Annotated in this window: 23 protein-coding genes and 1 pseudogene; 13 read left to right on the forward strand and 11 right to left on the reverse strand. The window is 40.1% G+C overall.

Annotated features, from left to right (window positions below; genetic code table 11):
• Nucleotides 1-718 precede the first annotated feature (718 nt).
• From rpsR to FIM44_RS04740, 11 genes are all read right to left on the reverse strand, one after another.
• Nucleotides 719-976, reverse strand: coding sequence for a 30S ribosomal protein S18 (rpsR, locus tag FIM44_RS04685; protein WP_000440196.1), 258 nt, complete (start codon nt 974-976; stop codon nt 719-721).
• Between the two features lie 22 nt (nt 977-998).
• Nucleotides 999-1,544, reverse strand: a complete 546-nt coding sequence (locus FIM44_RS04690) for a single-stranded DNA-binding protein (protein ID WP_140579256.1) — start codon at nt 1,542-1,544, stop codon at nt 999-1,001.
• Nucleotides 1,545-1,553: 9 nt separating this feature from the next.
• Complete coding sequence (gene rpsF / locus FIM44_RS04695; RefSeq protein ID WP_001216699.1) at nt 1,554-1,982, reverse strand: 30S ribosomal protein S6; 429 nt, start codon at nt 1,980-1,982, stop codon at nt 1,554-1,556.
• A gap of 152 nt (nt 1,983-2,134) precedes the next feature.
• Nucleotides 2,135-3,157, reverse strand: coding sequence for a DNA polymerase III subunit delta (gene holA / locus FIM44_RS04705; RefSeq protein ID WP_140579257.1), 1,023 nt, complete (start codon nt 3,155-3,157; stop codon nt 2,135-2,137).
• On the reverse strand, nt 3,147-5,081 hold the full coding sequence (locus tag FIM44_RS04710; protein ID WP_140579258.1) for an RNB domain-containing ribonuclease: 1,935 nt from the start codon (nt 5,079-5,081) through the stop codon (nt 3,147-3,149). Before FIM44_RS04710 ends, holA begins: the two co-directional genes overlap by 11 nt.
• Nucleotides 5,081-5,872: a shikimate dehydrogenase gene (locus tag FIM44_RS04715; RefSeq protein ID WP_140579259.1), complete on the reverse strand. Its 792-nt coding sequence runs from the start codon at nt 5,870-5,872 to the stop codon at nt 5,081-5,083. The genes FIM44_RS04710 and FIM44_RS04715 overlap by 1 nt, the downstream gene beginning before the upstream one ends.
• A gap of 7 nt (nt 5,873-5,879) precedes the next feature.
• Complete coding sequence (locus tag FIM44_RS04720; protein ID WP_140579260.1) at nt 5,880-6,470, reverse strand: SH3 domain-containing protein; 591 nt, start codon at nt 6,468-6,470, stop codon at nt 5,880-5,882.
• 8 nt (nt 6,471-6,478) lie between these two features.
• A complete protein-coding gene (locus FIM44_RS04725) occupies nt 6,479-7,525 on the reverse strand; it encodes a microcin C ABC transporter permease YejB (RefSeq protein WP_127953477.1) in 1,047 nt (348 codons plus the stop codon).
• Nucleotides 7,522-9,303, reverse strand: a complete 1,782-nt coding sequence (locus FIM44_RS04730) for an extracellular solute-binding protein (protein ID WP_140579261.1) — start codon at nt 9,301-9,303, stop codon at nt 7,522-7,524. Before FIM44_RS04730 ends, FIM44_RS04725 begins: the two co-directional genes overlap by 4 nt.
• A complete protein-coding gene (gene trpS / locus FIM44_RS04735) occupies nt 9,304-10,284 on the reverse strand; it encodes a tryptophan--tRNA ligase (protein ID WP_140579262.1) in 981 nt (326 codons plus the stop codon).
• A 71-nt stretch (nt 10,285-10,355) separates the two neighbouring features.
• Nucleotides 10,356-11,078: a methyltransferase domain-containing protein gene (locus FIM44_RS04740; RefSeq protein WP_140579263.1), complete on the reverse strand. Its 723-nt coding sequence runs from the start codon at nt 11,076-11,078 to the stop codon at nt 10,356-10,358.
• Between the two features lie 123 nt (nt 11,079-11,201).
• On the opposite strand from FIM44_RS04740, the gene secG reads away from it, so the two are divergent.
• The 13 genes and pseudogenes from secG to nuoH all read left to right on the forward strand — a co-directional run bounded on the left by secG (nt 11,202) and on the right by nuoH (nt 21,855).
• Entirely contained in the window at nt 11,202-11,804 is a 603-nt protein-coding gene (gene secG, locus FIM44_RS04745) for a preprotein translocase subunit SecG (RefSeq protein WP_194148697.1), read from the forward strand.
• The gene (gene frr / locus FIM44_RS04750; RefSeq protein WP_021304057.1) at nt 11,804-12,361 is read left to right on the forward strand and encodes a ribosome recycling factor; all 558 of its coding nucleotides are present in this window, start codon (nt 11,804-11,806) and stop codon (nt 12,359-12,361) included. The genes secG and frr overlap by 1 nt, the downstream gene beginning before the upstream one ends.
• Before the next feature lie 3 nt (nt 12,362-12,364).
• A complete protein-coding gene (gene pyrE, locus FIM44_RS04755; RefSeq protein WP_140579265.1) occupies nt 12,365-12,970 on the forward strand; it encodes an orotate phosphoribosyltransferase in 606 nt (201 codons plus the stop codon).
• Nucleotides 12,960-13,424, forward strand: a complete 465-nt coding sequence (locus FIM44_RS04760) for an RDD family protein (protein ID WP_140579266.1) — start codon at nt 12,960-12,962, stop codon at nt 13,422-13,424. The genes pyrE and FIM44_RS04760 overlap by 11 nt, the downstream gene beginning before the upstream one ends.
• A pseudogene (locus FIM44_RS04765) lies at nt 13,421-14,112 on the forward strand (SIR2 family NAD-dependent protein deacylase). The gene FIM44_RS04760 and the pseudogene FIM44_RS04765 overlap by 4 nt, the downstream one beginning before the upstream one ends.
• Before the next feature lie 101 nt (nt 14,113-14,213).
• Nucleotides 14,214-14,615, forward strand: coding sequence for an NAD(P)H-quinone oxidoreductase subunit 3 (locus FIM44_RS04770; protein WP_001183543.1), 402 nt, complete (start codon nt 14,214-14,216; stop codon nt 14,613-14,615).
• The gene (gene nuoB / locus FIM44_RS04775) at nt 14,615-15,094 is read left to right on the forward strand and encodes a NuoB/complex I 20 kDa subunit family protein (protein WP_001183503.1); all 480 of its coding nucleotides are present in this window, start codon (nt 14,615-14,617) and stop codon (nt 15,092-15,094) included. Before FIM44_RS04770 ends, nuoB begins: the two co-directional genes overlap by 1 nt.
• Nucleotides 15,094-15,891, forward strand: coding sequence for an NADH-quinone oxidoreductase subunit C (locus tag FIM44_RS04780; protein WP_162966067.1), 798 nt, complete (start codon nt 15,094-15,096; stop codon nt 15,889-15,891). Before nuoB ends, FIM44_RS04780 begins: the two co-directional genes overlap by 1 nt.
• Before the next feature lies 1 nt (nt 15,892).
• Nucleotides 15,893-17,122, forward strand: coding sequence for an NADH dehydrogenase (quinone) subunit D (gene nuoD, locus FIM44_RS04785; protein WP_140579267.1), 1,230 nt, complete (start codon nt 15,893-15,895; stop codon nt 17,120-17,122).
• Nucleotides 17,119-17,349 carry an NADH-ubiquinone oxidoreductase subunit E family protein gene (locus FIM44_RS04790; protein ID WP_000819168.1) on the forward strand — a complete coding sequence of 77 codons (231 nt, stop codon included), beginning with the start codon at nt 17,119-17,121 and terminating at the stop codon, nt 17,347-17,349. The genes nuoD and FIM44_RS04790 overlap by 4 nt, the downstream gene beginning before the upstream one ends.
• A 2-nt stretch (nt 17,350-17,351) precedes the next feature.
• Entirely contained in the window at nt 17,352-18,338 is a 987-nt protein-coding gene (locus tag FIM44_RS04795) for a hypothetical protein (protein WP_140579320.1), read from the forward strand.
• Nucleotides 18,335-20,869 (forward strand): NADH-quinone oxidoreductase subunit G, encoded by a 2,535-nt coding sequence (locus FIM44_RS04800; RefSeq protein ID WP_140579268.1) that lies wholly within the window; start codon nt 18,335-18,337, stop codon nt 20,867-20,869. Before FIM44_RS04795 ends, FIM44_RS04800 begins: the two co-directional genes overlap by 4 nt.
• A complete protein-coding gene (nuoH, locus tag FIM44_RS04805) occupies nt 20,866-21,855 on the forward strand; it encodes an NADH-quinone oxidoreductase subunit NuoH (protein WP_001277289.1) in 990 nt (329 codons plus the stop codon). Before FIM44_RS04800 ends, nuoH begins: the two co-directional genes overlap by 4 nt.
• Nucleotides 21,856-21,864: the final 9 nt, after the last annotated feature.

The raw sequence follows: 21,864 nt of genomic DNA on the forward strand, positions 1-21,864 counted from the left end.
TGGTGTTTGTCACCATTTGAGCGGCCTCACCGATTTGATAGCCTGCACTCATGTAAAAGCCGTCGTCTTCAGCGTGGAGCAAAAACGAGAGAGAGAGAGAGAGAGAGAGAGTAAAAGGGTTTTTTTCATCGCATTCTCCTTGAAATAAAATAGTTTAGGTAAGTCTTGTAAAGCATGAGATTTTATCACAAGATTTCGTTAATATAGCATGAATTGATAAGATTTTTGCGCTAATGGGGCGTTTTGTTGTTTCAAAAAAAAAAAAAGGGTTTTTGGGGTATTTTGGAACTATTTTAAATGATTAGAAAGGGTTAAAATTTGTTTTAATCAAAGATAGCGATAAAATGGGGGTTTGGTTACTTGGTGGGATCGTTTTAGATTTAGTTGTAAAACTCTTAAGGGGGTATTTTAAAATAACATTCCCACTAATAACGCTTAAGAAACCACCGCTAAAATCAAGCTCTTTCATTTTGTCATGAAGTGCCCAAACACTAGAGATATTTGGGATTTCTGCTTGGGTGGTTTTAAGGGGGATTTTTATCGTTTTTACCGCTAGCACCCCATAAAAGCCAAGCCAAGATTAAATAAGATTAAATAAGATTAAATAAGATTAAATAAGATTAAATAAGATTAAATAAGATTAAATAAGATTAAATAAGATTAAATAAGATTAAATAAGATTAAAAGGGCATGCCCCCTATTAGCCCTAATCAAACATTTAGTGCTGTTTAAAAGGGCTATCCACGACCTTTTTCCTATCCACAATGTAGGGGATTAAAGCCATGTGGCGGGCTCTTTTGATCGCCACTTCCACCCTCTCTTGCCACTTTTTGCTATTGCCTGTCAACCTCCTTGGCATGATTTTATAGCGCTCTGATAGCGTGTGCTTGAGCATGTCTAAATCTTTATAGTCAATAAAGCTGATTTTAGCTTCAGTGTATTTGCAATAGCGTTTTGAATAGCGTTTTCTTTCCATAATGTCTCCTTAATTTTAACCCTTAAAAGGGGATTTCTTCTTCATCAATATTGATTTCAGGCACGCTGTTTTGATACTTGGACGGCTGTGCCTGTAAATTCTCTTTAGCGTAAGCGTTTTGTGCATAACTTGGGGCTTGGTTAAAAGGATCCTGGCTGGGAGCGTTATGATTAGCGGGATAAGCGTTGTTGAAACTCTCATGCGTCATGCTATCTTGCATAGCGTTTGCTTGGGGATTGTCTAACTTTTTATCCATGAATTGCAACGAGTCCGCTGTGATAGTGTGGCGGGAATTTTTTTTGCCCGTTTGATCCATCCAACTCTCATAAGTCAAACGCCCTTCTATCAAAACGCTTGAACCCTTGCTCAAATACTGGTTAGCGATTTCAGCCGTTCGCCCAAACAAACGCGCATCTATAAAGCACACTTCTTCGCCTAGAGTGCCATCTTGCTTTTTGAAACGCCTGCTTGTGGCTAAACCTATTGTGGCCGCAGCCGAACCGCTAGGCAAATATTTCAACTCCACATTCCTAGTCAAACGCCCTACCATAATCACTTTATTAAACATGATAAGCCCTTATTCGCTATGAGATTCCGTGCTTTTTGCTTCCTCTGTGTGGTGAGAATGCGTGTGTTCGGTTTTTTCGTGTTTTTCTTTAGCGTGTGATGGCTTTTTATTAGCCCTATCCACTAACGCATGCCACGCTTCTACCTCTTTTTTACTTTCGTATTTGATCACAATGAAACGCAACACGTCTTCATTGATGCGATACAATCGTTCAAGCTCTAAAATCATGGACGGCTCTGCTTTGAAATACGCCACATAATAATAGCCTCTTTTGTGCTTTTTGATTTCATAGGCTAAATTACGCATGCCCATATCCAGGCTCGTTTCAATCACGCCGTGATGCTTAGTGATCACTTCTTTATAAAACTCAATTTTGGATTTAATCTCTTCTTCTACTAAAGTAGGTTTGAGAATAAACATCGTTTCATAATGCCTCATCCATTCTCCTTGTGGTTGTATAGCCCTTTTTTTACTAAAAAAGAGCAAGGTCTAAAAAACTTTTGATTATACCTTGCTTTCGCTTGTTTTTGGATTAAATTGAGTTTTATTGGAATATTCAAGCTCAAAACTAAAAACGCCTTAGGCATTTTTCAAGGGTTAATGATTTTTTGAATGGAGGTCAAATACAAAAAGCCCAATTCCTTTTGCCCTTGCATGCTTTGAATGCGCCATAACCTAAAAATTTCAAAAACCCTTTTATAGCCGGCTTCTTTCAAACGCAGGGCGTTTTTAGCGTAATTTTCGGCAATCTCTTTGGGGGGAGCGTAGCCTAAAACTTCTTTAGCATCTATTGAACCGGTCGTTTTAATGTGGGCGAAAAATAAAAAAAGCTGGTAAAAATACCGCTCTAACCCCCTTAAAATATCCGCATCTTTTTTGCCCTCTTTTAACAAATAATCATAAATATCCAGCGCGCTTTTTTTTAAAAAAAGCCCTAAAATGAGCTTTTGTAAATCCATATCCCCCGCATTGGAGCTTAATTCTTGAATGTCTTCTAAAGTAATGGGCGCGTTTAAAAGCGCTAGCTTGTCTAAATCGTTAAACGAAATGCCTAAATCTTCGTTATTGGTTTCAAAAAGAGCGTTTAAAAGATGGCCGCTGATGTCTAAATGCAAAAGATTAGCCCTTTCTTGTAAGAATTTCAAACTCTCCCAAGTTTTAGGGGTAAAAAAGCGCGCATGGATTGCTTCATCTTTTAGGGGGCTTTTTTGGAAGAATTTAACGATAGCATCGCTAGTGTATTTGTATTTGGTGGTGTCGCTTTTAGCATTATAAAGCCCTATGATAAGCCTGTTATGGCTAGGCCGCTCTAAAGCTTTTAAAAAAAGATTAATATCATTTTCCTTAAATTTCTTATGCAACGCAAAATCCAGTTTTAAAATGACTAAACTGCTCCCTCCAAATAAAGAATCCTGCTCTAAAAGGGTCGCAATTTGGCTTTTTTCATAATCGCTCGCATAAAAAAGCGAAGTTTCTGTGTCAGGGTTACTGCCTTTAAAAAGCGCGCTAATCGTTTGAATATAATAATGGATGAAAAAATCAAACTCCCCATACAAAAACACCGCTTTAGGGAGTCGTTGTTTTAAATAATGGTCCAAATCTTTACGATACATGCTCTTCAATCCTTTCTGTGATTTCGCCTCTAACTTGCCCTAAAATCAAATCCGCATGCGTGATTGTAACGCACACCTTTTCTAAAGGCTTAAAAACCTTGTTCGTTTTGACTAAAACTTTAAGCCCTATAAATTCTTTTAGCCCCACCACCACCCAATCTTTAACCTCCAAAACAACGCCCAAAAATTCTTTTTCTAAAAACTCTAAAGCCAAGCGGGCGAATTTGCGTTTGACAAAATCCCTTTCAATCAAAGCGGCCTTTTTTTGTAAAGCGTTCAACTCAGAGCATAATTCAGGCGTTTCTTCTAACAAATACGAGCAGCCTTTAGCCTGATGGAATAATAATTCTTTTAAAAGCCTGTGTAAGGCTAGATCGCTGTATCGTCTAATGGGCGAAGTGAAATGCGTATAGCTAGCAAACCCCAAACCAAAATGGCTTTCTTGCATGGGGCTATAAAGGGCTAAATTTTGAGACTTGATGATTAAGCGTGAAACTTCTCTTTCTATACTCTTTTCTTTGGCTATCTTTAAAACATGCTCTAAAAAAGGAAAAAAGCCCATGTTTTTAGGGCGCACAATCTCATAATCAAAAAGCTTAGCGTAAAGGCGTTTTTGCTGCTCCAAACTCGGCTCTTTATGGGTGCGGTATATCCCCTTATTGTGGAAATGCTCATCTAATAACCTAGCACTAGACTGGTTGGCTAAGAGCATGGCTTCTTCTATAAGGGTGTGCGCATCGCTTTCTTTTTCTGTTTCAATTTTTTCTATACGCCATTCTTTATTTAAATACAGCTTGTTTTCAAAGGAATTGAAATTAAACCCCTTTTTTAAACGCTCCTTTTTTAACTTTAAAGCCATTTCTAAAAACCCTAAAAGGCTTTGTTGCAAATCTTTATCTAAAGAGCTTTGTTGAGCGCTTAAAAAATGATTGATTTCTTCATAAGTGCAATTAGCCCTAACTTCAATAACGCCTTGAGATAATCGGGCGTTCTTCAAATCGTCTAAAGGGATTTCATACACTAAAGCTAGGCGTTTTTCAAACGCTTTTAGTGAGCATGCCCCTTGAGACAAACTCAAAGGCAGCATGGGATAGACGCTGTTAGGGAAATACACGCTAAAACCCCTAAGCCTGGCTTCTTTATCCAAACTGGAATATTTCGGCACAAATTCGCTCACATCAGCAACCGCCACAAACAAAACCCTTTTTTCTTTATCATAAAAAATCGCATCGTCAAAGTCTTTAGCGTCTTTGGGATCAATGGTGATAAAAGGGATGTGAGAATAATTGATCCTGTCTTTAAAATCGCTCGCTTTGAGTTGCGCGTAATATTGCGCTAAATTCAAGCAATCTTTTGAAAAATCCTTAATCCTGTCAAAAAGGCTTAAAGAAAGGTTTTCATCTATTAAAGGGTCTTCTAAAGCCCCTAAAATTTCGCTGATTTCACGCTTTTTAAGATCGATCTTCACCACGCAATGCCTGGGCAATTCTAGTAAGGATTTTTGGCTGTGCTTTAAAAGAATGGGTTTTTTAAAAGGCTCTTTAAAAGGGATAGCCACAATCTGGTTTTTTTCTTTAGCCAAGTAAGCTATCATCGCATGATCTGCATTTAAAAGAGCGGCTTTAAAAAAGGCTATGGGGCGTTTTTTAGAACATTCTATTTTGCATAAAATCAAAGCGTCTGTTTTAAAAGAGGGGGGTAAGTTTTTGATTAAAGGGTCTTTAGGGTAATTTTTCGCTAAAGAAATGAAAAACGCCTTATTTTTTACCCATTCAATCTTGCCTATATCAAAGCCTTCTTTTAAAAAATAGCGCTCCTTGTTGAATCCAACCGCATCTTTTAAAACGCCCTTTTCTACTAGGGGAGTGAATCGTTTAGGGATCTTTTTAACCCCAAAAAACAAGCTTCTTAAAAACCCTTGCATCAAAAAACACTTCGCATGACTTCAAACGCCTTTGAATAAGGGATTTGAGAAGCGCTGAATTTTTCAAAACTTAAAGCAGCTTGATAAATGAGCATGTCTTTCCCGTCTTGAAAGGGGATTTTTAACTCTTTGGCTAGAGACAAAAAGGGCGTTAAAAACCCATACGCCAAATCATAAGCGAGCTTACCCTCTTTAAAATACCCTTTCAAAACCTCTTTATTCAAAGGCAATTCGTTATTCAAGCTCGCTGAAGTGGCGTTAATGATCAAATCAAAAGCGCTTTTAGGAGGCTCCATGAAACAATCACAACCCAAGCGTTGGAAAAAATCCAATCCCCTAATAGAGCGGTTCAACACGCTCACTTTCAAGCCTTGTTTTTTCAATCCGCATGCTAGGGCTTTAGCGCTCCCCCCAGAGCCTAAAATCAAAGCGCTCTGGTAGCCCCCATCTCCCAAAGAGAGCCAAAAACCCAAGGCGTCGGTATTGTAACCCACAAGCTCACCATTTTCCAAAACAAGCGTATTGACTGCTCCGCATTCAAGCGCGATGCCCTTGATTTTATCGCAAACTTGAAACGCCCTTTCTTTAAAGGGTAAGGTTACATTAGCCCCACTCAGCCCCAAATGTAAAAACTCGTTTTTGATATGGCTTTCTAAAGGGAGTAATATGGGGTGGTAATGCCCCAAAAACCCTAATTTTTTTTGAAAAGTCAAAAAACAAGCGTTATGGATTAAGGGCGATTTGGAATGTTTAATGGGATTCCCAAAAACCCCAAAAGATTTTAATTTCATTATTCTTTCATTCAACCTTTTTTAAAAGTTTTAAAAACACATAGCCCTTTGTTTTGTTGGAAAATTCAATTTCAGCCCAATCGTTTTGGATTTCTAAAACCTTCACGCTTTTATTTTTTAAAAGCAATCCCAAGATTTTACCTTTTGTGCTGGGAAAAGCGCGCACATTCACGCCACTGACTGCGACCTTATACTCTAAAGGTTTTTTTCCCATTAAGGGGGTTGTAGGGGTTTTTTGGTTGTTTTGAACGGGCGAGGCACTGTTTTGTTTAGGCTCGTTTTCTTTTTCTTGATCTTGTTTAGTTTCTTGTTTAATTTCTTGTTTTTGCGTGGTTGTTTCTAAAGGCAAAGGAGAGTCTTTGGTGGGGTTTTCTTCTGTGGCGGTTGTGGTCGTGTTGGCTTCTTCTTGTTTGGGCGAAAGCGCGCTGTTTTGGCGCTCTGTCTCGCTTTTTTCTAAATTCTGGCTTATTTTAGCGCTGTCTTTTTTTGCATAAAAACCAAGTGCAGCATGCACTAAAGCATACAACAACATAAACCCTAAAACCACCAAAAAAGGCCGCACAAAAAGTTTTAAAGAAGATTTCATTTCAGTTTTCATTCCTACCCTCAACGCTTTTCAAAATCAATCCTAGGGTCAATCACCACGCAGAGTAAATCGCTTATCAAACTCGCTACCAAACCTAAAAGCGTGAAAATATAAAGCGAACCAAACACGACAGGATAATCCCTGCTCACAATGCTTTCATACCCTAAAAGCCCTAACCCATCCAGGCTAAAAACAATCTCTATCAACAAGCTTGAGCTAAAAAACATGCCCAAAAAAGCTTGCGGAAAACCCGCCACCACTAATAAAATCGCATTGCGGAACACATGCGCATAAAAAATACGCCCCACTGAACAGCCCTTAGCCTTAGCGCTCAGTACATAAAGTTTGCCCATTTCATCTAAAAAAGAGTTTTTCACTAAAAGCGTAAGGCTTGCAAAACCCCCTAAAGAAATGCAAAGAACGGGCAAAGTGATATGCCATAAATAATCCTTGATTTTGCCTAATGCGCTCAAACTCTCAAAATTATCGCTCACTAGCCCCTTTAAAGGGAACCAGTGCCAATAATTCCCTCCAGCAAAAAACACGATCAACACCACCGCAAACAAAAAGGCCGGGATAGCGTTAGCGACAATGATCACCACGCTGCTTAGCACATCTAAAGGCTCGTTATTGCGTTTGGCCTTAAAGATCCCTAAAGGGATAGAAATAAGATAAATCAAAAGCGTGCTAAAAAGCCCTAACGAAATGGATACCGGCAATTTTTCCTTAATCAAATCTATCACTTTAATCTGGCGATAAAAGCTCTCCCCAAAATCAAATTGCGCGTATTTTTTGAGCATGAGAAGGTAGCGCTCCCCTATGGGCTTGTCAAAACCATAGAGTTTTTTTAAATTTTCTATCAAATCGCTCTCTAACCCTTGAGATCCCCTATAGGCGCGATCTTTAACAACGCCTTGAATCTCTTTGGACTGCGTGTTATTGATTTTAGCCATCATCTGCTCTATAGGGCCTCCAGGAGCTGATTGGATCAGAAAGAAATTGATCGTCATGATGGCTAATAAAGTAGGGATAATCAAAAGCAAGCGTTTAAGAATATAAGCAATCATTGAAGACCCCTTTCTTTTTTTACCCACCATAAATACGGCGAAAATCCATAGCTAGGGCTGATTTCAGGCATGCCAATGTAATTATACGCTGCGATCCTGTAATTAGGCAAATAAAAATGCGGTATCACATAAAACCCCCACAACAGCACCCTATCCATCGCTTGAATGGCGGCTAGTTGTTCCTTATAATCTTTAGCGTTAATGATCTTTTCAATCAAATCATCTACCGCTTTACTGGAGATTCCCGCATAATTCCTTGCGCCTTTTTCTTTAGCACTCAAAGAGCCAAAATAAAAACGCTGCTCATTACCTGGGAAAGACGATTGGCCAATCACTCCTACAATCATGTCAAAATCATAGCTTTTGACCCGATTGACATACTGGCTTAAATCCACTCTTTGGATTTTCATTTCAATCCCTAACACCCTTAAGTTTTTAGCAAAGGCTAGGGCCAATCTTTCAAAGGCCGGGCTGTTTAAAAGCAAAGTGAAACTAAACGGCTTGTTATTCTTATCCACCAAACGCATGTTTTTGTAAGAAAAGCCCGCGCTTTTTAAAAGGTTTTGGGCGTATTTTAAATTTTCCCTCAAATTATAGCCCAAAACATCAGGCCCATCGGTTCTAGGCACGACATAAGGCTCTTTAAAAACCCTTTCATCCAAACTCTTTTCATAAGGGGCTAACAGAACTTTTTCTTCAGGGCTTGGAAGAGAGGGGGACGCATAGACAGAGTTACTGAAAAAACTAGTGGTTCGTTTGTATTGCGAAAAAAACAAATTTTTATTCGCCCATTCAAAATCAAACGCATAAAATAAGGCTTCACGCACCCTTTTATCCTTAAAAATTTCCCGGCGCGTGTTGAAGAAAAACCCTTGCATGCCGCTTGGCATTTTATGGGCTATCAGGTATTTAGTGATTTTTTTATTATCCATAGCTTTCCCAACATAGCCCCTAGCCCAAACCTTAGCCGTGCTTTCAATGCGCCAATCATACGCCCCGCTTAAAAAAGCCTGTAAGGCAATGGTTTCGTCTTTATAATACTCAAATTTGATCTCATCAAAATTGAATTGCCCCTTTCGGCTAGGCAAATTTCTCGCCCAATAATTAGGGTTTTTTTGGTAGGTGATTTTCTTGCCCACATCAAAAGAAGCGATCACATAAGGGCCGCTAGAAACAGGAATGAGTAAAGGGTTTTTGGTGAAATAATCCTTTTGAAACGCTTTTTTGGAAAAGATCTGCAACTGCCCTAAAATGAGAGGCAACTCTTTATTTTCAGTAGTTTTGAAAATGAATTTAACATGGTGTTTGTCTAAGACAACCGCCTTTTTAACATCTTGGTAATACTGCCGATAGAGAGGCGATCCTAATTCCATTATCGTATCAAAACTAAACTTCACATCGCTCGCTAAAATGGGGGCGTTATTGCTGAATCTCGCTCTTTTGTCTAAGGTAAAAATCACATAGCTGTTATCCTTAGCCACTTCTGCGTCTTTAGCGATTAAGGGGTATTCGGCAAAAGGTTCGTCCAAACTTTGCACCATTAAAGTGTCATAAATCAAATCCAAGCCTTCAGCTTTAGTGCCTTTAAGCGCAAAAGGGTTAAGGCTATCAAAAGTCCCTATAGCGTCATTCCTTAAAACACCGCCTTTTCTAGCGTTAGGGTTAGCGTATTCAAAATGCGTGAAATTGTCTTTATATTTAGGCTCTTCGCCCAAGTATAAATAGGGCGTAGCCTTAAGGAAACAAAACACCCCTAACCATAAACCTAAAATTTTCATCTAAACCAACCCCATCAATTCTTTAGCCTTTTGGTAAGTCATTTGCGCTAAAGGCCTGGCTTTTTTAGTGCCGCCATTTAAAATGGATTTCACTTCATCATCGCTGATTTCTTTGTATCTTTCTTGGATGGGTTTTAAAGCCTGGATCACCACTTCAGCCAATTCCTTTTTAAAATCCCCATAGCCCTTATTTTTGAAACGCTCTTCTATGTTTTCTGGGCTTTCATTGCTTAAAAGCATGTAGATGTTTAAAAGGTTAAAAATGCCCTCTCTTGTTTCATCAAACGCAATAACGCCCATAGAATCAGTGGCCGCTTTTTTGATTTTTTTTACAATAATGTCTGGCTCATCTAAAAGAAAAATCGCATGGTTAGCCCCCTTATGCGATTTACTCATCTTCACTTTTGGATCATCTAGCCCCATAACCCTTGCCCCCACTTTAGCGATCAAAGGCTCTGGCACTTTAAAACAATTCCCAAAATCCCTGTTAAATTTTTCGGCAATGTTTCGTGTGAGCTCTAAATGCTGTTTTTGATCTTCGCCCACTGGCACTAAATCGCTTTGGTATAATAAAATATCTGACGCCATCAAAATAGGGTAATTGAAAAGCCCCACATTCACGCTTTTAGGGTTTTTTAAAGACTTGTCTTTGAATTGCGTCATTCGTTGCATTTCCCCCATAGACACCTGACAATTTAATAGCCATGCTAAAGCTGCGTGCTCATCCACTTCACTTTGAATGAATAACCCCGATTGTTTAGGATTAATCCCGCAAGCCAAAAGCAATTTGACTAACTCATAGGTTTGGGATTTTAAAAATGTAGGCTCTATGGGTAGGGTGATCGCATGCGAATTGACGACGCAAAAAAGGTTTTCATATTCATCTTGCATCTCTACCCAATGCTTGATCGCTCCTAAATAGTTGCCCAAATGGATTTGCCCGGTAGGTTGGATGCCTGAAAAGACTCGTTTTTTATGCATGTTGTTTCTCGCTCATTAGTTTAGCGTTTATTGTAACCACCTAATTTTAATATTTTAATTTGTCTTAGTTTTTAAGAACGCTTGATCCCAGAAAAGAGTAACACTTCATAGCTCAATTTTTCAAACGCCATGTTTTGAAAAAAATGTTTTTTTTGCTTGAAACTCAGCGTTGAACCCCCTAAAAGACCGCATTTTTTAAGGTAATTCAAGCAGTCTTGTTTGCGGTTGAAATAAAGAGCGAAGCGCTTGTTTTCTAATTCTATTTGAAAATGTTTAAAAGCGTTTTTGATCAAGGATTTGAGCGTTTTGAGATCCCTTAAGGGCGAAGGCGTGCCTAAAAACTCATGCACTTCATGCAAACTAAAATCCGTATGGATAGCTAAAGCCACCTCCTTACTAGAAAGAGCGATTTTTTCTAGAACGCTTTTTAAATCCCTTGCCCATTGCAAAGAAGAAGAAGACACAACCAGATCATAATCGCAAAAAACATGTTCTTCAAAATCCGCATGCTCTAAAGAGATTTTTTGAATGTTAATAGAATGCGTGGGGTGCAATTTGAGCATGTTCATAGAATTATCCAAAGCGATAAAGTCTTCAATCAAAATATTTTGCCGCTCTAAAGCGTTAAAAACAGCCCCACTCCCTGATCCTAGATCCAAAACTTTAGCGTAATGTTTTTGTTTTAAAAATTGAACAAGACAGATAGCGATTTGTTGCTGGATATGAGCGAAGAGGTGATAAGTTTTGGCATGCCTATTGAATGCATGCTGATTAAATGAATAAAAAGAGTCCAACACCACCGCCTTTAACGCACTACGCTTGAAATTAAAACTAAATTTTAGTGTATTCTTAGCAAATTTTAGATAAGATCAAGCGTAATTTTTTCTAAATTTTAGGCATTTAAGGAATCAGTGTTTATGACGAGCGCTCTGTTAGGCTTACAAATTGTTTTAGCGGTATTGATTGTGGTGGTGGTTTTGTTGCAAAAAAGTTCTAGCATCGGCTTAGGGGCTTATAGCGGGAGTAATGAGTCTTTATTTGGCGCTAAAGGGCCCGCGAGCTTTATGGCGAAATTGACCATGTTTTTAGGGCTGTTATTTGTCATCAACACCATCGCTTTGGGCTATTTTTACAATAAAGAATACGGCAAGAGCATTTTAGATGAAACTAAAACCAATAAAGATCTTTCACCCTTAGTCCCTGCCACCGGCACGCTTAACCCTACGCTCAATCCCACACTAAACCCTACGCTCAACCCTTTAGAGCAAGCCCCCACTAATCCTTTAATGCCAAAACAAACGCCTAACGAACTCCCTAAAGAGCCAGCCAAAGCGCCTTCTGTTGAAAGCCCCAAACAGAACGAAAAAAATGGTGCCAAAGAGAATGATATAAAAGAGAATGATATAAAGGGTGTTGAAAAAACCAAAGAGAGTGCAAAAACGCCCCCAACCACCCACCAAAAGCCTAAAACGCACACACAAACCAACGCCCATACCAACCAAAAAAAGGATGAAAAATAATGTTACAGGCCATTTATAACGAAACCAAAGATCTGATGCAAAAAAGCATTCAAGCTTTAAACAGGGATTTTTCCACTCTAAGGAGCGCGAAAGTTTCAGTCAATATTTTAGATCACATCAAAGTGGATTATTACGGCACGCCCACCGCATTAAATCAAGTCGGATCCGTGATGAGCTTGGATGCGACCACCATTCAAATCAGCCCGTGGGAAAAAAACCTGCTCAAAGAAATTGAACGATCCATTCAAGAAGCCAATATTGGCGTCAATCCTAATAACGACGGCGAAACGATCAAGCTTTTTTTCCCGCCCATGACAACCGAGCAAAGAAAACTCATCGCAAAAGACGCCAAAGCGATGGGCGAAAAGGCTAAAGTGGCTGTAAGGAATACCCGCCAAGACGCTAACAACAAGATAAAAAAATTAGAAAAAGACAAAGAAATCAGCGAAGATGAAAGCAAAAAAGCCCAAGAGCAGATCCAAAAAATCACCGATGAAGCCATTAAAAAAATTGATGAAAGCGTGAAAAACAAAGAAGACGCGATTTTAAAGGTCTAAACCATGGATATTAAGGCATGTTATCAAAACGCTAAAGCGCTATTAGAGGGGCATTTCTTGCTCAGTAGCGGGTTTCATTCCAATTATTATTTGCAATCCGCTAAAGTTTTAGAAGATCCCAAACTAGCCGAACAATTAGCCAAAGAGTTAGCCAAACAAATCCAAGAAGCTCATTTGAATATTGAATGCGTGTGCTCGCCGGCTATTGGGGGGATCTTAGCTGGGTATGAGCTTGCAAGGGCTTTGGGCGTGCGTTTTATCTTCACCGAAAGGGTGGATAATATCATGGCGTTAAGGCGTGGTTTTGAAGTCAAAGAAAACGAAAAAATTTTAGTGTGTGAGGACATTATCACTACGGGAAAATCCGCCATGGAATGCGCTAAAGTTTTAGAAGAAAAGGGCGCTCAAATCGTGGCTTTTGGCGCTTTAGCCAATCGGGGTATTTGCAAGCGCGCTCATTCTCACTTGAAAGCCCAAGAGGGCGCGTGTTTGCCTAGCCATTTGCCCCTTTTTGCTTTAGAAGATTTTGTTTTTGACATGCACAAGCCTAGCTCTTGCCCTTTATGCGCTAGTAGCGTTGCTATCAAGCCAGGAAGTCGTGGCAACTAAAAAAACCAAAAAAAATAAAACCCCAGAAAAAAAACAAGCGTTAGAAAGCCCTTTAAAAGGGCTGTATCTCTCTTTGCGTTTGAAGGCCTTTATCACCGATATTTTTATGATTTATACCCCCATGCTTTACATAATGACTTATGCGATTTTAGGGAGCGCGAAGGATTTTAGGGAAAACCAGAGCGCGATTTTTTTATGCCTGCTTTTTTACGCCCTAACGCACAGCTTTTTTATCGCTTTTAAATCCCAAAGCCCTGGCATGCGTTACGCTCAGTTTAAATTAGTCAAAAATAACCGCAAAGAAGTGGGCTTTTTTTTAGCTTTGTGGCGCTTTGTTTTGTGGGTGTTGAGCATGGGGTTACTCATAGGGTTTGTTACGCCTTTTATTTTTAAGTTTTTTTTGCATGACAAACTCAGCGGCACTCGTATTGAAATCATCAAGGAGGAAACATGAAAAATTTAGTGATCCTAAGTGGGGCTGGTATTTCAGCAGAAAGCAGGATTAAAACCTTTAGAGACGCTGATGGCTTGTGGGAAGGGCATGACATCATGGAAGTTGCCTCGCCTTATGGCTGGAAAAAGAACCCGCAAAAGGTGTTGGATTTTTACAACCAAAGGCGCCGACAGCTTTTTGAAGTTTATCCTAACAAAGCCCATAAGGCTTTAGCGGAATTGGAAAAACACTATCAAGTCAATATCATCACTCAAAATGTAGATGATTTGCATGAAAGGGCGGGTTCTTCTCGCATTTTACACTTGCATGGGGAATTGTTAAGCGTTCGCAGCGAGAAAGATCCTAATTTATAGTTTATAGGTGGGAAAAGGACTTGAATTTAGGCGATCTCGCCCAGGATGATTCGCAATTACGCCCTGATATTGTGTGGTTTGGAGAAGCGGTGCCTTTGCTTAAAGAAGCGATTTCTTTAGTCAAAGAAGCGCATCTTTTAATCATCATTGGCACTTCTTTGCAAGTCTATCCGGCTGCTAGCCTCTACACGCATGCGCATAAAGACGCTCTCATTTATTACATTGACCCTAAGGCTAAAAACGCCCGTTTGCCCCAGAATATCCAATGCATTAATGAAAGCGCAGTGCATGCCATGCAAGATTTAATGCCCAAACTCATAGAAATGGCTTCTTAAGAAATGTTAAAATAATTTTTATTTTTTCAGCTAACGATTAGCAAAAACATGGTTTAATTGGCTTTGTCATTTGCTAGTAATTAAAGGAGTTTGAGAGTCTGATGCAACAAGCCACAGAAGCATTGAATCACCCCTATTTTGGCGTTTTTGTTTTGCTAGTATTCACCTTTTGGGTGTTTAACTTAACCTTAAGGATTCAAAGGTTTTTGAGCCGTAAAATGGCTCAAAAAAAGGGCGAAAAGCTCAAGCTCGCTCCCTATGAATGCGGGCCTGTGGCTCTCAAACAGCCCAATAGAGTATCCCATCATTTCTATATCATGGCCATGCTTTTTATTTTATTTGATGTAGAAATCGTTTTCATGTTCCCTTGGGCGATTGGTTTTAAAAAATTAGGCTTGTTTGGACTCGTTGAAATGCTAGGCTTTGTCTTCTTTTTAACCATTGGTTTTATTTACGCTTTAAAGCGAAACGCTTTGAGCTGGCAAAAATTAGAGGTGAAATAATGCAACAAGCACCGGTTATTCTAAGCACTTTGGATAAATTATTGAATTGGGGGCGTTCTAATTCGCTTTGGCCTTTAACTTACGGCTTGGCGTGTTGTGCGATTGAGATGATGGCGACAGGGGGTTCAAGGTTTGATTTTGACCGGTTTGGCACGATTTTTAGAGCGAGCCCTAGGCAATCGGATGTGATGATCATCGCTGGCACGCTCACTAAAAAACATGCCGAATTTATGCGTAGGCTTTATGATCAAATGCCTGAGCCTAAATGGGTGATTTCTATGGGGAGTTGCGCTAACACGGGCGGGATGTTTAACACTTATGCGACCGTTCAAGGAGCGGACAGGGTTGTTCCTGTGGATATTTATTTGCCCGGTTGCGCGCCGCGCCCAGAGACTTTACAATACGCTCTTATGGTTTTACAAGATAAAATCAGACGCTCTAAAGCGATCAAACAAGACGCTCCTAAAAGGTTAGTGTGATGGTAAGAAAACAATCCCCCTATGAAGATGTGCAAAAACAATCGCGCCAGCATGACCCCTATAAAATCATAGAACCCACCCCTAAAAAATATTTAGAGGGCAGTGCTTATGAGGTCATTTATAACCACCTTTCTTACAAGCATGAGGTTTTAGACAAATATATAGAAACTAACACGGCGGTGTTTTGGATCAAAAAAGACGATATTTTTTCTGTCGCTACGACTTTAAGGCATTTGGGTTATGAGTGTTTGAGCGAAATGAGCGCGATAGATTTGTGCGCTAAAAAAGGGTATTTTGAATTGTTTTATCAATTCGTGGGTTTTAGCGATAGTTGTAAGAACCGCCGTAGGGTGCGCGTGAAATGCGTTCTATTGCCTAATGAGAGCGTGGATTCTTTGAGCTTTTTATACCGATCGGCTAATTGGAGCGAGAGGGAAGCGTATGATTTGCTTGGGATTGTGTTTGACAAACACCCCTATTTGAAGCGCCTTATCATGCCGCATGATTGGGTAGGCCACCCTTTGTTGCGTTCTTACCCGCTCAAAGGCGATGAATTCGCCCAATGGTATGAAGTGGATAAAATTTTTGGTAAAGAATACCGAGAAGTGGTGGGTAAAGAGCAGAGAGACAGCGCGAGAGTGGATGAAAAAGACACTTTCAATTTCGCCAAAATTGGCTATGAGCAGGGCAAGGGCGAAGAATTGAAAGAAACAGAAGAAAAGCATGCGTTTAAGAAAATCCCTTTTGTCAAAGATTTGCACAAAATCGCCCCCACTATCTTAAAAAAGAGGCTATAAAATGGCTCAAAATTTCACGAAACTCAACCCCCAGTTTGAAAACATCATTTTTGAACATGACGACAACCAAATGATTTTAAACTTTGGCCCCCAACACCCCAGCAGTCATGGGCAATTGCGCTTGATTTTGGAATTAGAGGGCGAAAAAATCATTAAGGCTACCCCTGAAATTGGCTACTTACATAGAGGCTGTGAAAAATTAGGCGAAAACATGACCTATAACGAATACATGCCCACTACCGACAGATTGGATTACACTTCTTCTACCAGCAATAATTACGCTTACGCTTATGCGGTAGAGACCTTGCTCAATTTAGAAATCCCTCGCCGAGCGCAAGTAATCCGCACGATTTTACTAGAGCTTAACCGTATGATCTCACACATCTTTTTTATCAGCGTGCATGCTTTAGATGTGGGGGCGATGAGCGTGTTTTTGTATGCGTTTAAAACGAGGGAATACGGCTTGGATTTGATAGAGGATTATTGCGGGGCTAGGCTCACGCATAACGCCATAAGGATTGGGGGCGTGCCTTTAGATTTACCCCCTAATTGGTTAGAAGGCTTGAAAAAGTTTTTAGGCGAAATGAGGGAATGCAAAAAACTCATTCAAGGCTTATTGGATAAGAATCGCATTTGGCGGATGCGTTTGGAAAATGTGGGCGTTGTAACGCCAAAAATGGCGCAAAGTTGGGGCATGAGCGGTATCATGTTAAGAGGGACTGGGATCGCTTATGACGTTAGAAAAGAAGAGCCTTATGAGCTTTATAAAGAGCTTGATTTTGATGTGCCGGTGGGCAATTATGGCGATAGTTATGATAGGTATTGTTTGTATATGTTAGAAATTGATGAAAGCATTCGCATCATTGAACAACTCATTCCCATGTATGCTAAAACCGATACGCCTATCATGGCCCAAAACCCGCATTATATTTCTGCCCCTAAAGAAGATATAATGACGCAAAACTACGCCTTGATGCAGCATTTTGTTTTAGTGGCTCAAGGCATGCGTCCACCCGTTGGGGAAGTGTATGCCCCCACAGAAAGCCCTAAAGGGGAGTTAGGGTTTTTTATCCATTCAGAGGGCGAGCCTTATCCTCACAGACTAAAAATCAGAGCCCCTAGCTTTTATCACATTGGGGCTTTAAGCGACATTTTAGTGGGGCAATACTTAGCGGATGCGGTAACCGTGATTGGCTCAACCAATGCGGTGTTTGGCGAGGTGGATAGATGAAACGCTTTGATTTACGCCCCTTAAAAGCGGGTATTTTTGAACGCTTAGAAGAATTGATTGAAAAAGAAATGCAGCCTAATGAAGTCGCTATTTTCATGTTTGAAGTGGGGGATTTTTCTAATATCCCTAAGAGCGCTGAATTTATCCAATCTAAAGGGCATGAGCTCCTCAATTCTTTGCGTTTCAATCAAGCGGATTGGACGATTGTCGTGAGAAAAAAGGCTTGATTTTGAGCGGCTTTAACCCCTTAAATTCTCCCTTAATCGCAAGCTCTTCTCTTAGCTTGAAAGAAGCCTATTATTTAGAAAAATTATCTCTTCAAAAAGGGTTTGAAATCCATTACAAGATGACAAAAGATAGCTTAAACCTTTTAGAAAAAAGCGATTTGTGCGTTTTGTTTGGGGGGTTTTCAAACGCTTGTTTGAATGAAAATGAACGATTGATTTTAGAAAACATCAACCAATTAAAACTCCCCTACGCCTTGTTGAGACCCTTACAAGATACAAGAGACTTGCAAGAAAATTGCCTTTTTGCATCGTATGAAATCAACACGGAAGCGGCGGTTTTGGCTTTGATTTTAAGGGGCATTTTAGAAAAAACTTCCCAATTAAAAGGGCATGTTTTAGAAAAGGTTGATGTGGGGTATTTAAGCTCTGAAGCGAACATGAGCGAAGAAGAATTACAAGAACTTATCGCTCTTATCATTAAAGCGAAAAAAAGGGCACTTGTTTTAAATAGAGAGATCACTAAGCATGCGGATATTGCCTTTTTATACACCCTTTTAAGCGAGTTGCAAAATTACCTAGAAATTTTGCATATCCCTTGCAACGATTCAAACGCAACGACCGCTTTTTATGATTTTAAAGATCAAGAATGGCTGCTAGAAACAGCTTTAAAAGAGGGCATTTTGCCTTTTGAATCGCAACTTAAATCAAAAGATTTAGAGCTTTTAGAGCGAATGGGTGAGGCTAACGGCTCGTTTGTCTATGTTTCTTACAAGAGCCTTGAAACCCCCAAATTATCTTTTTCCAAACAATTTAAGATCGCTAATAGGATCCAGCATTCTAAAGCGGGGTTTCAAATCTCCAATAAAACGCTAGAATGCGAGTTGGAAGAAAGCCCCCATTTGAAGGGCTTGATTGCGATTTTAGAAGGGGCGTTTTTTGACGCTTACCCTTATATCCCTATTTTATCCCACTCTCAAGGAATTTCATGATCACAATGAATATCAATGGCAAAACGATTGAATGCCAAGAGGGACAAAGCGTTTTAGAGGCCGCTAGGAGCGCTGGGATCTACATCCCTACTATTTGCTATTTAAGCGGTTGCTCGCCCACGGTCGCATGCAAAATGTGCATGGTTGAAATGGATGGCAAACGCATTTATAGTTGCAACACGAAAGCCAAAAACAATGCCGTTATCCTCACTAACACCCCCACGCTCATGGATGAAAGAAAAAGCATCATGCAAACTTATGATGTCAACCACCCCTTAGAGTGTGGCGTGTGCGATAAAAGCGGGGAGTGCGAATTGCAAGACATGACGCATTTAACCGGTGTGGAGCACCAACCTTATGCGGTGGCTGATGATTTTAAAGCACTAGATTCATGGGCAAAAGCCTTGTATGATCCTAATTTGTGCATCATGTGCGAAAGGTGCGTAACCACTTGCAAGGACAATGTGGGCGAAAACAACCTTAAAGCCACTAAAGCCGATTTGCACGCTCCGGATAAATTTAAAGACAGCATGTCCAAAGACGCTTTTAGCGTGTGGAGTCGCAAGCAAAAAGGCATTATTTCTTTTGTGGGCAGTGTGCCTTGTTATGATTGCGGGGAATGCATTGCGGTATGCCCTGTGGGTGCTTTGAGTTATAAAGATTTCGCTTACACGGCTAACGCATGGGAACTAAAAAAGATCCATTCCACTTGTTCGCATTGCTCAGCCGGGTGTTTGATTTCTTATGATGTGCGCCATTTTGATACTCTAGGCGAAGAATCTAAGATTTTTAGGGTGCTTAATGATTTTTACCATAACCCTATTTGTGGGGCAGGCCGGTTTGCTTTTGACGTGAGCTCTAGCCCTAAAGGCAGCACTAATCTTAAAGAAGCGCAAAACGCCCTCAAAGGATGCGAAGCGGTGCGAATAGGTGGGGATATTACGAATGAAGAGGCGTTTTTAATAGAGCGTTTAAGAAAAGAGCTTGATTTTAAAATCTATAATCAAGAAGCGTATCATTTCCAACAATTCTTAAAGGTATTGGGCGAAGTTAAACGCCCCAGCATTGAAGAGATTAAAACTTCCAATTTGGTCGTTACGATAGGATCTTCTATCAAAACAGAAAACCCTTTAGTGCGCTATGCCATCAATAACGCTCTCAAGCTCAATAAAGCTTCTTTAATCGCTATGCACCCTATTAAGGATAACGCGTTAGCGAATTTGTGCCGAAGCTCTTTTTGCATCACCCATGAAGTGGGGGCTGAAGAAATCCTTTTAGGCATGCTTTTAAAAATGCTTAACATTGAAAGCGCGGCCCTAAAAAGCTTAGAAGATTCCAAGCAAAGCGTTGTAGATGAAGCGGCTCTTAAAGCCTTAGAAGAAGAGCGAAAAAAAGCTTTAGAACAAGCCGAGCAAGGGTGCAGTATTGGAGAAAATAAGGCAGAAAATCAAGAAGAAGATAAAATAGAAGCAACTACCCCAAAAGAAGAAAATCCAGAAGAAAACAAGACAGAGGTTAAAGAAGAAAGCATTGAAGTCCCTACCAAAACCACTTACTTGTTGCTTGAAGAAGCGGGCATCAATTCAGAAACTTATGAAAAAATTCTGGCTCTTTTGCAAAAATCAAATAACACCCTGCTAGTGGTTGGCGAAGAAATCTATAGCCATAAACAAGCCCATAACATCGCTAAAATGTTGCGTTTGTTAGCCCAAAAAAGCGCTATTAAACTCATTCTTATCCCCCCAAGCGCGAACGCTTTAGGCATCGCTTCTATTTGTCAATTGAGCGAAGAAGTTTTTGAACATGAAAAAATTGTAGGCATTCGCGCTCAAGGGGATTTCACTATCAATAGCGATGATAGGGTTTTTGGAAAAGACGCTGTCAGCAAAGTGGATTTTATTTTACCCAGTCTCAACCAGCTAGAAGGCACGATCACTAATATTGAAGGGCGTGTGTTGCCCTTAAAACCGGCTTTGAGGTTTGAGGGCTATGATTTGAGCGATATTATGCAAGGCTTTGGCTTTGTGGAAGAAAACCTCACAGAATGCACCCACAAACTCCCTACAGAAGCGGGCTTTAAAGCCATAGAATTTGATTATTTAACCAACTATTTCACCAACGACAGGATCAACCACAGAGGCTATCTGCTAGGAACAAGCCATTTTGAAGAGAACGCTAAAGAATGCGAAACCACAGAATGCGAGCCTATCAAGCCTTTAAAAGAAAAAATCGCTTTCAACGCGTATTTAAAATACCCAGAAACGCAATTCAATAACGCTACCCATAAAAGCGAGAATTTGCAATTAAAAGCCGGTGTCTATGTGTCTAAAGCTTTCTTAAAAAAATTGAATAAAGAAGTGGGGCAAAACATCACTTTATCTAAAGAAGAAGAGGAATTAACAGGCGTTTTGTATCTTGATGAGAGCTTGGATCAAGAGGTGTTTGTTATCTCGCCTTCTCTTTTGAAAAACCATTCTGGCTTTTTTAGAGAGGGTGTGTTTGATAGCGTGGATTTAAAGGAGCAAGCATGAGTGCTTATATCATTGAAACCCTGATTAAAATTTTGATTCTAGTCGCTGTTTTTTCGGCTTTAGGAGGCTTTGCCACTTACATTGAAAGGAAAGTGTTAGCCTATTTCCAACGCCGTTTAGGGCCTTGTTATGTGGGGCCTTTTGGGCTTTTGCAAGTCGCAGCAGACGGCATTAAGCTTTTCACTAAAGAAGACATTATCCCCCAAGGCGCAAACAAATTCATTTTCACGCTAGCGCCCATTATTGCGATGGTGAGCGCGTTTGTGTCCATGGCGCCTATCCCCTTTTTCCCTAATTTCACTCTGTTTGGCTATGAGATCAAACCCCTTATTTCTGACATCAACATTGGCTTTTTGTTTTTCTTAGCCGTGGGTGCAGCAGGGATTTATGCACCTATTTTAGCCGGGCTTGCCTCCAATAACAAATACTCTTTAATTGGCTCCGCAAGAGCGACGATCCAGCTGCTCAGCTTTGAAGTGGTCAGTACTTTAACCATTCTAGCCCCCTTAATGGTGGTAGGATCGCTCTCTTTAGTGGAAATCAATCATTACCAAAGCGGTGGGTTTTTAGACTGGCTTGTGTTTAAGCAACCTCTAGCGTTTGTTTTGTTTTTGATCGCAAGTTATGCTGAATTGAATCGAACCCCCTTTGACCTGTTAGAGCATGAAGCCGAGATTGTAGCAGGGTATTGCACCGAATACAGCGGCTTGAAATGGGGCATGTTCTTTTTAGCGGAATACGCGCATTTATTCGCTTTTTCTTTTGTAATTTCTATTGTGTTTTTTGGCGGGTTTAACGCATGGGGCTTTATCCCTGGAGGCATAGCGATTTTGATTAAAGCGGGCTTTTTTGTCTTTTTATCCATGTGGGTTAGAGCGACTTATCCGCATGTAAGGCCCGATCAGTTGATGAATATGTGCTGGAAAATCATGCTGCCTTTAGCGTTATTGAACATCGTGCTAACAGGCATTATCATTTTAATTTAAAGGATGTTT

Origin of the sequence: Helicobacter pylori, assembly GCF_006440215.1 — a bacterium.
Lineage (GTDB): Bacteria > Campylobacterota > Campylobacteria > Campylobacterales > Helicobacteraceae > Helicobacter > Helicobacter pylori_CS.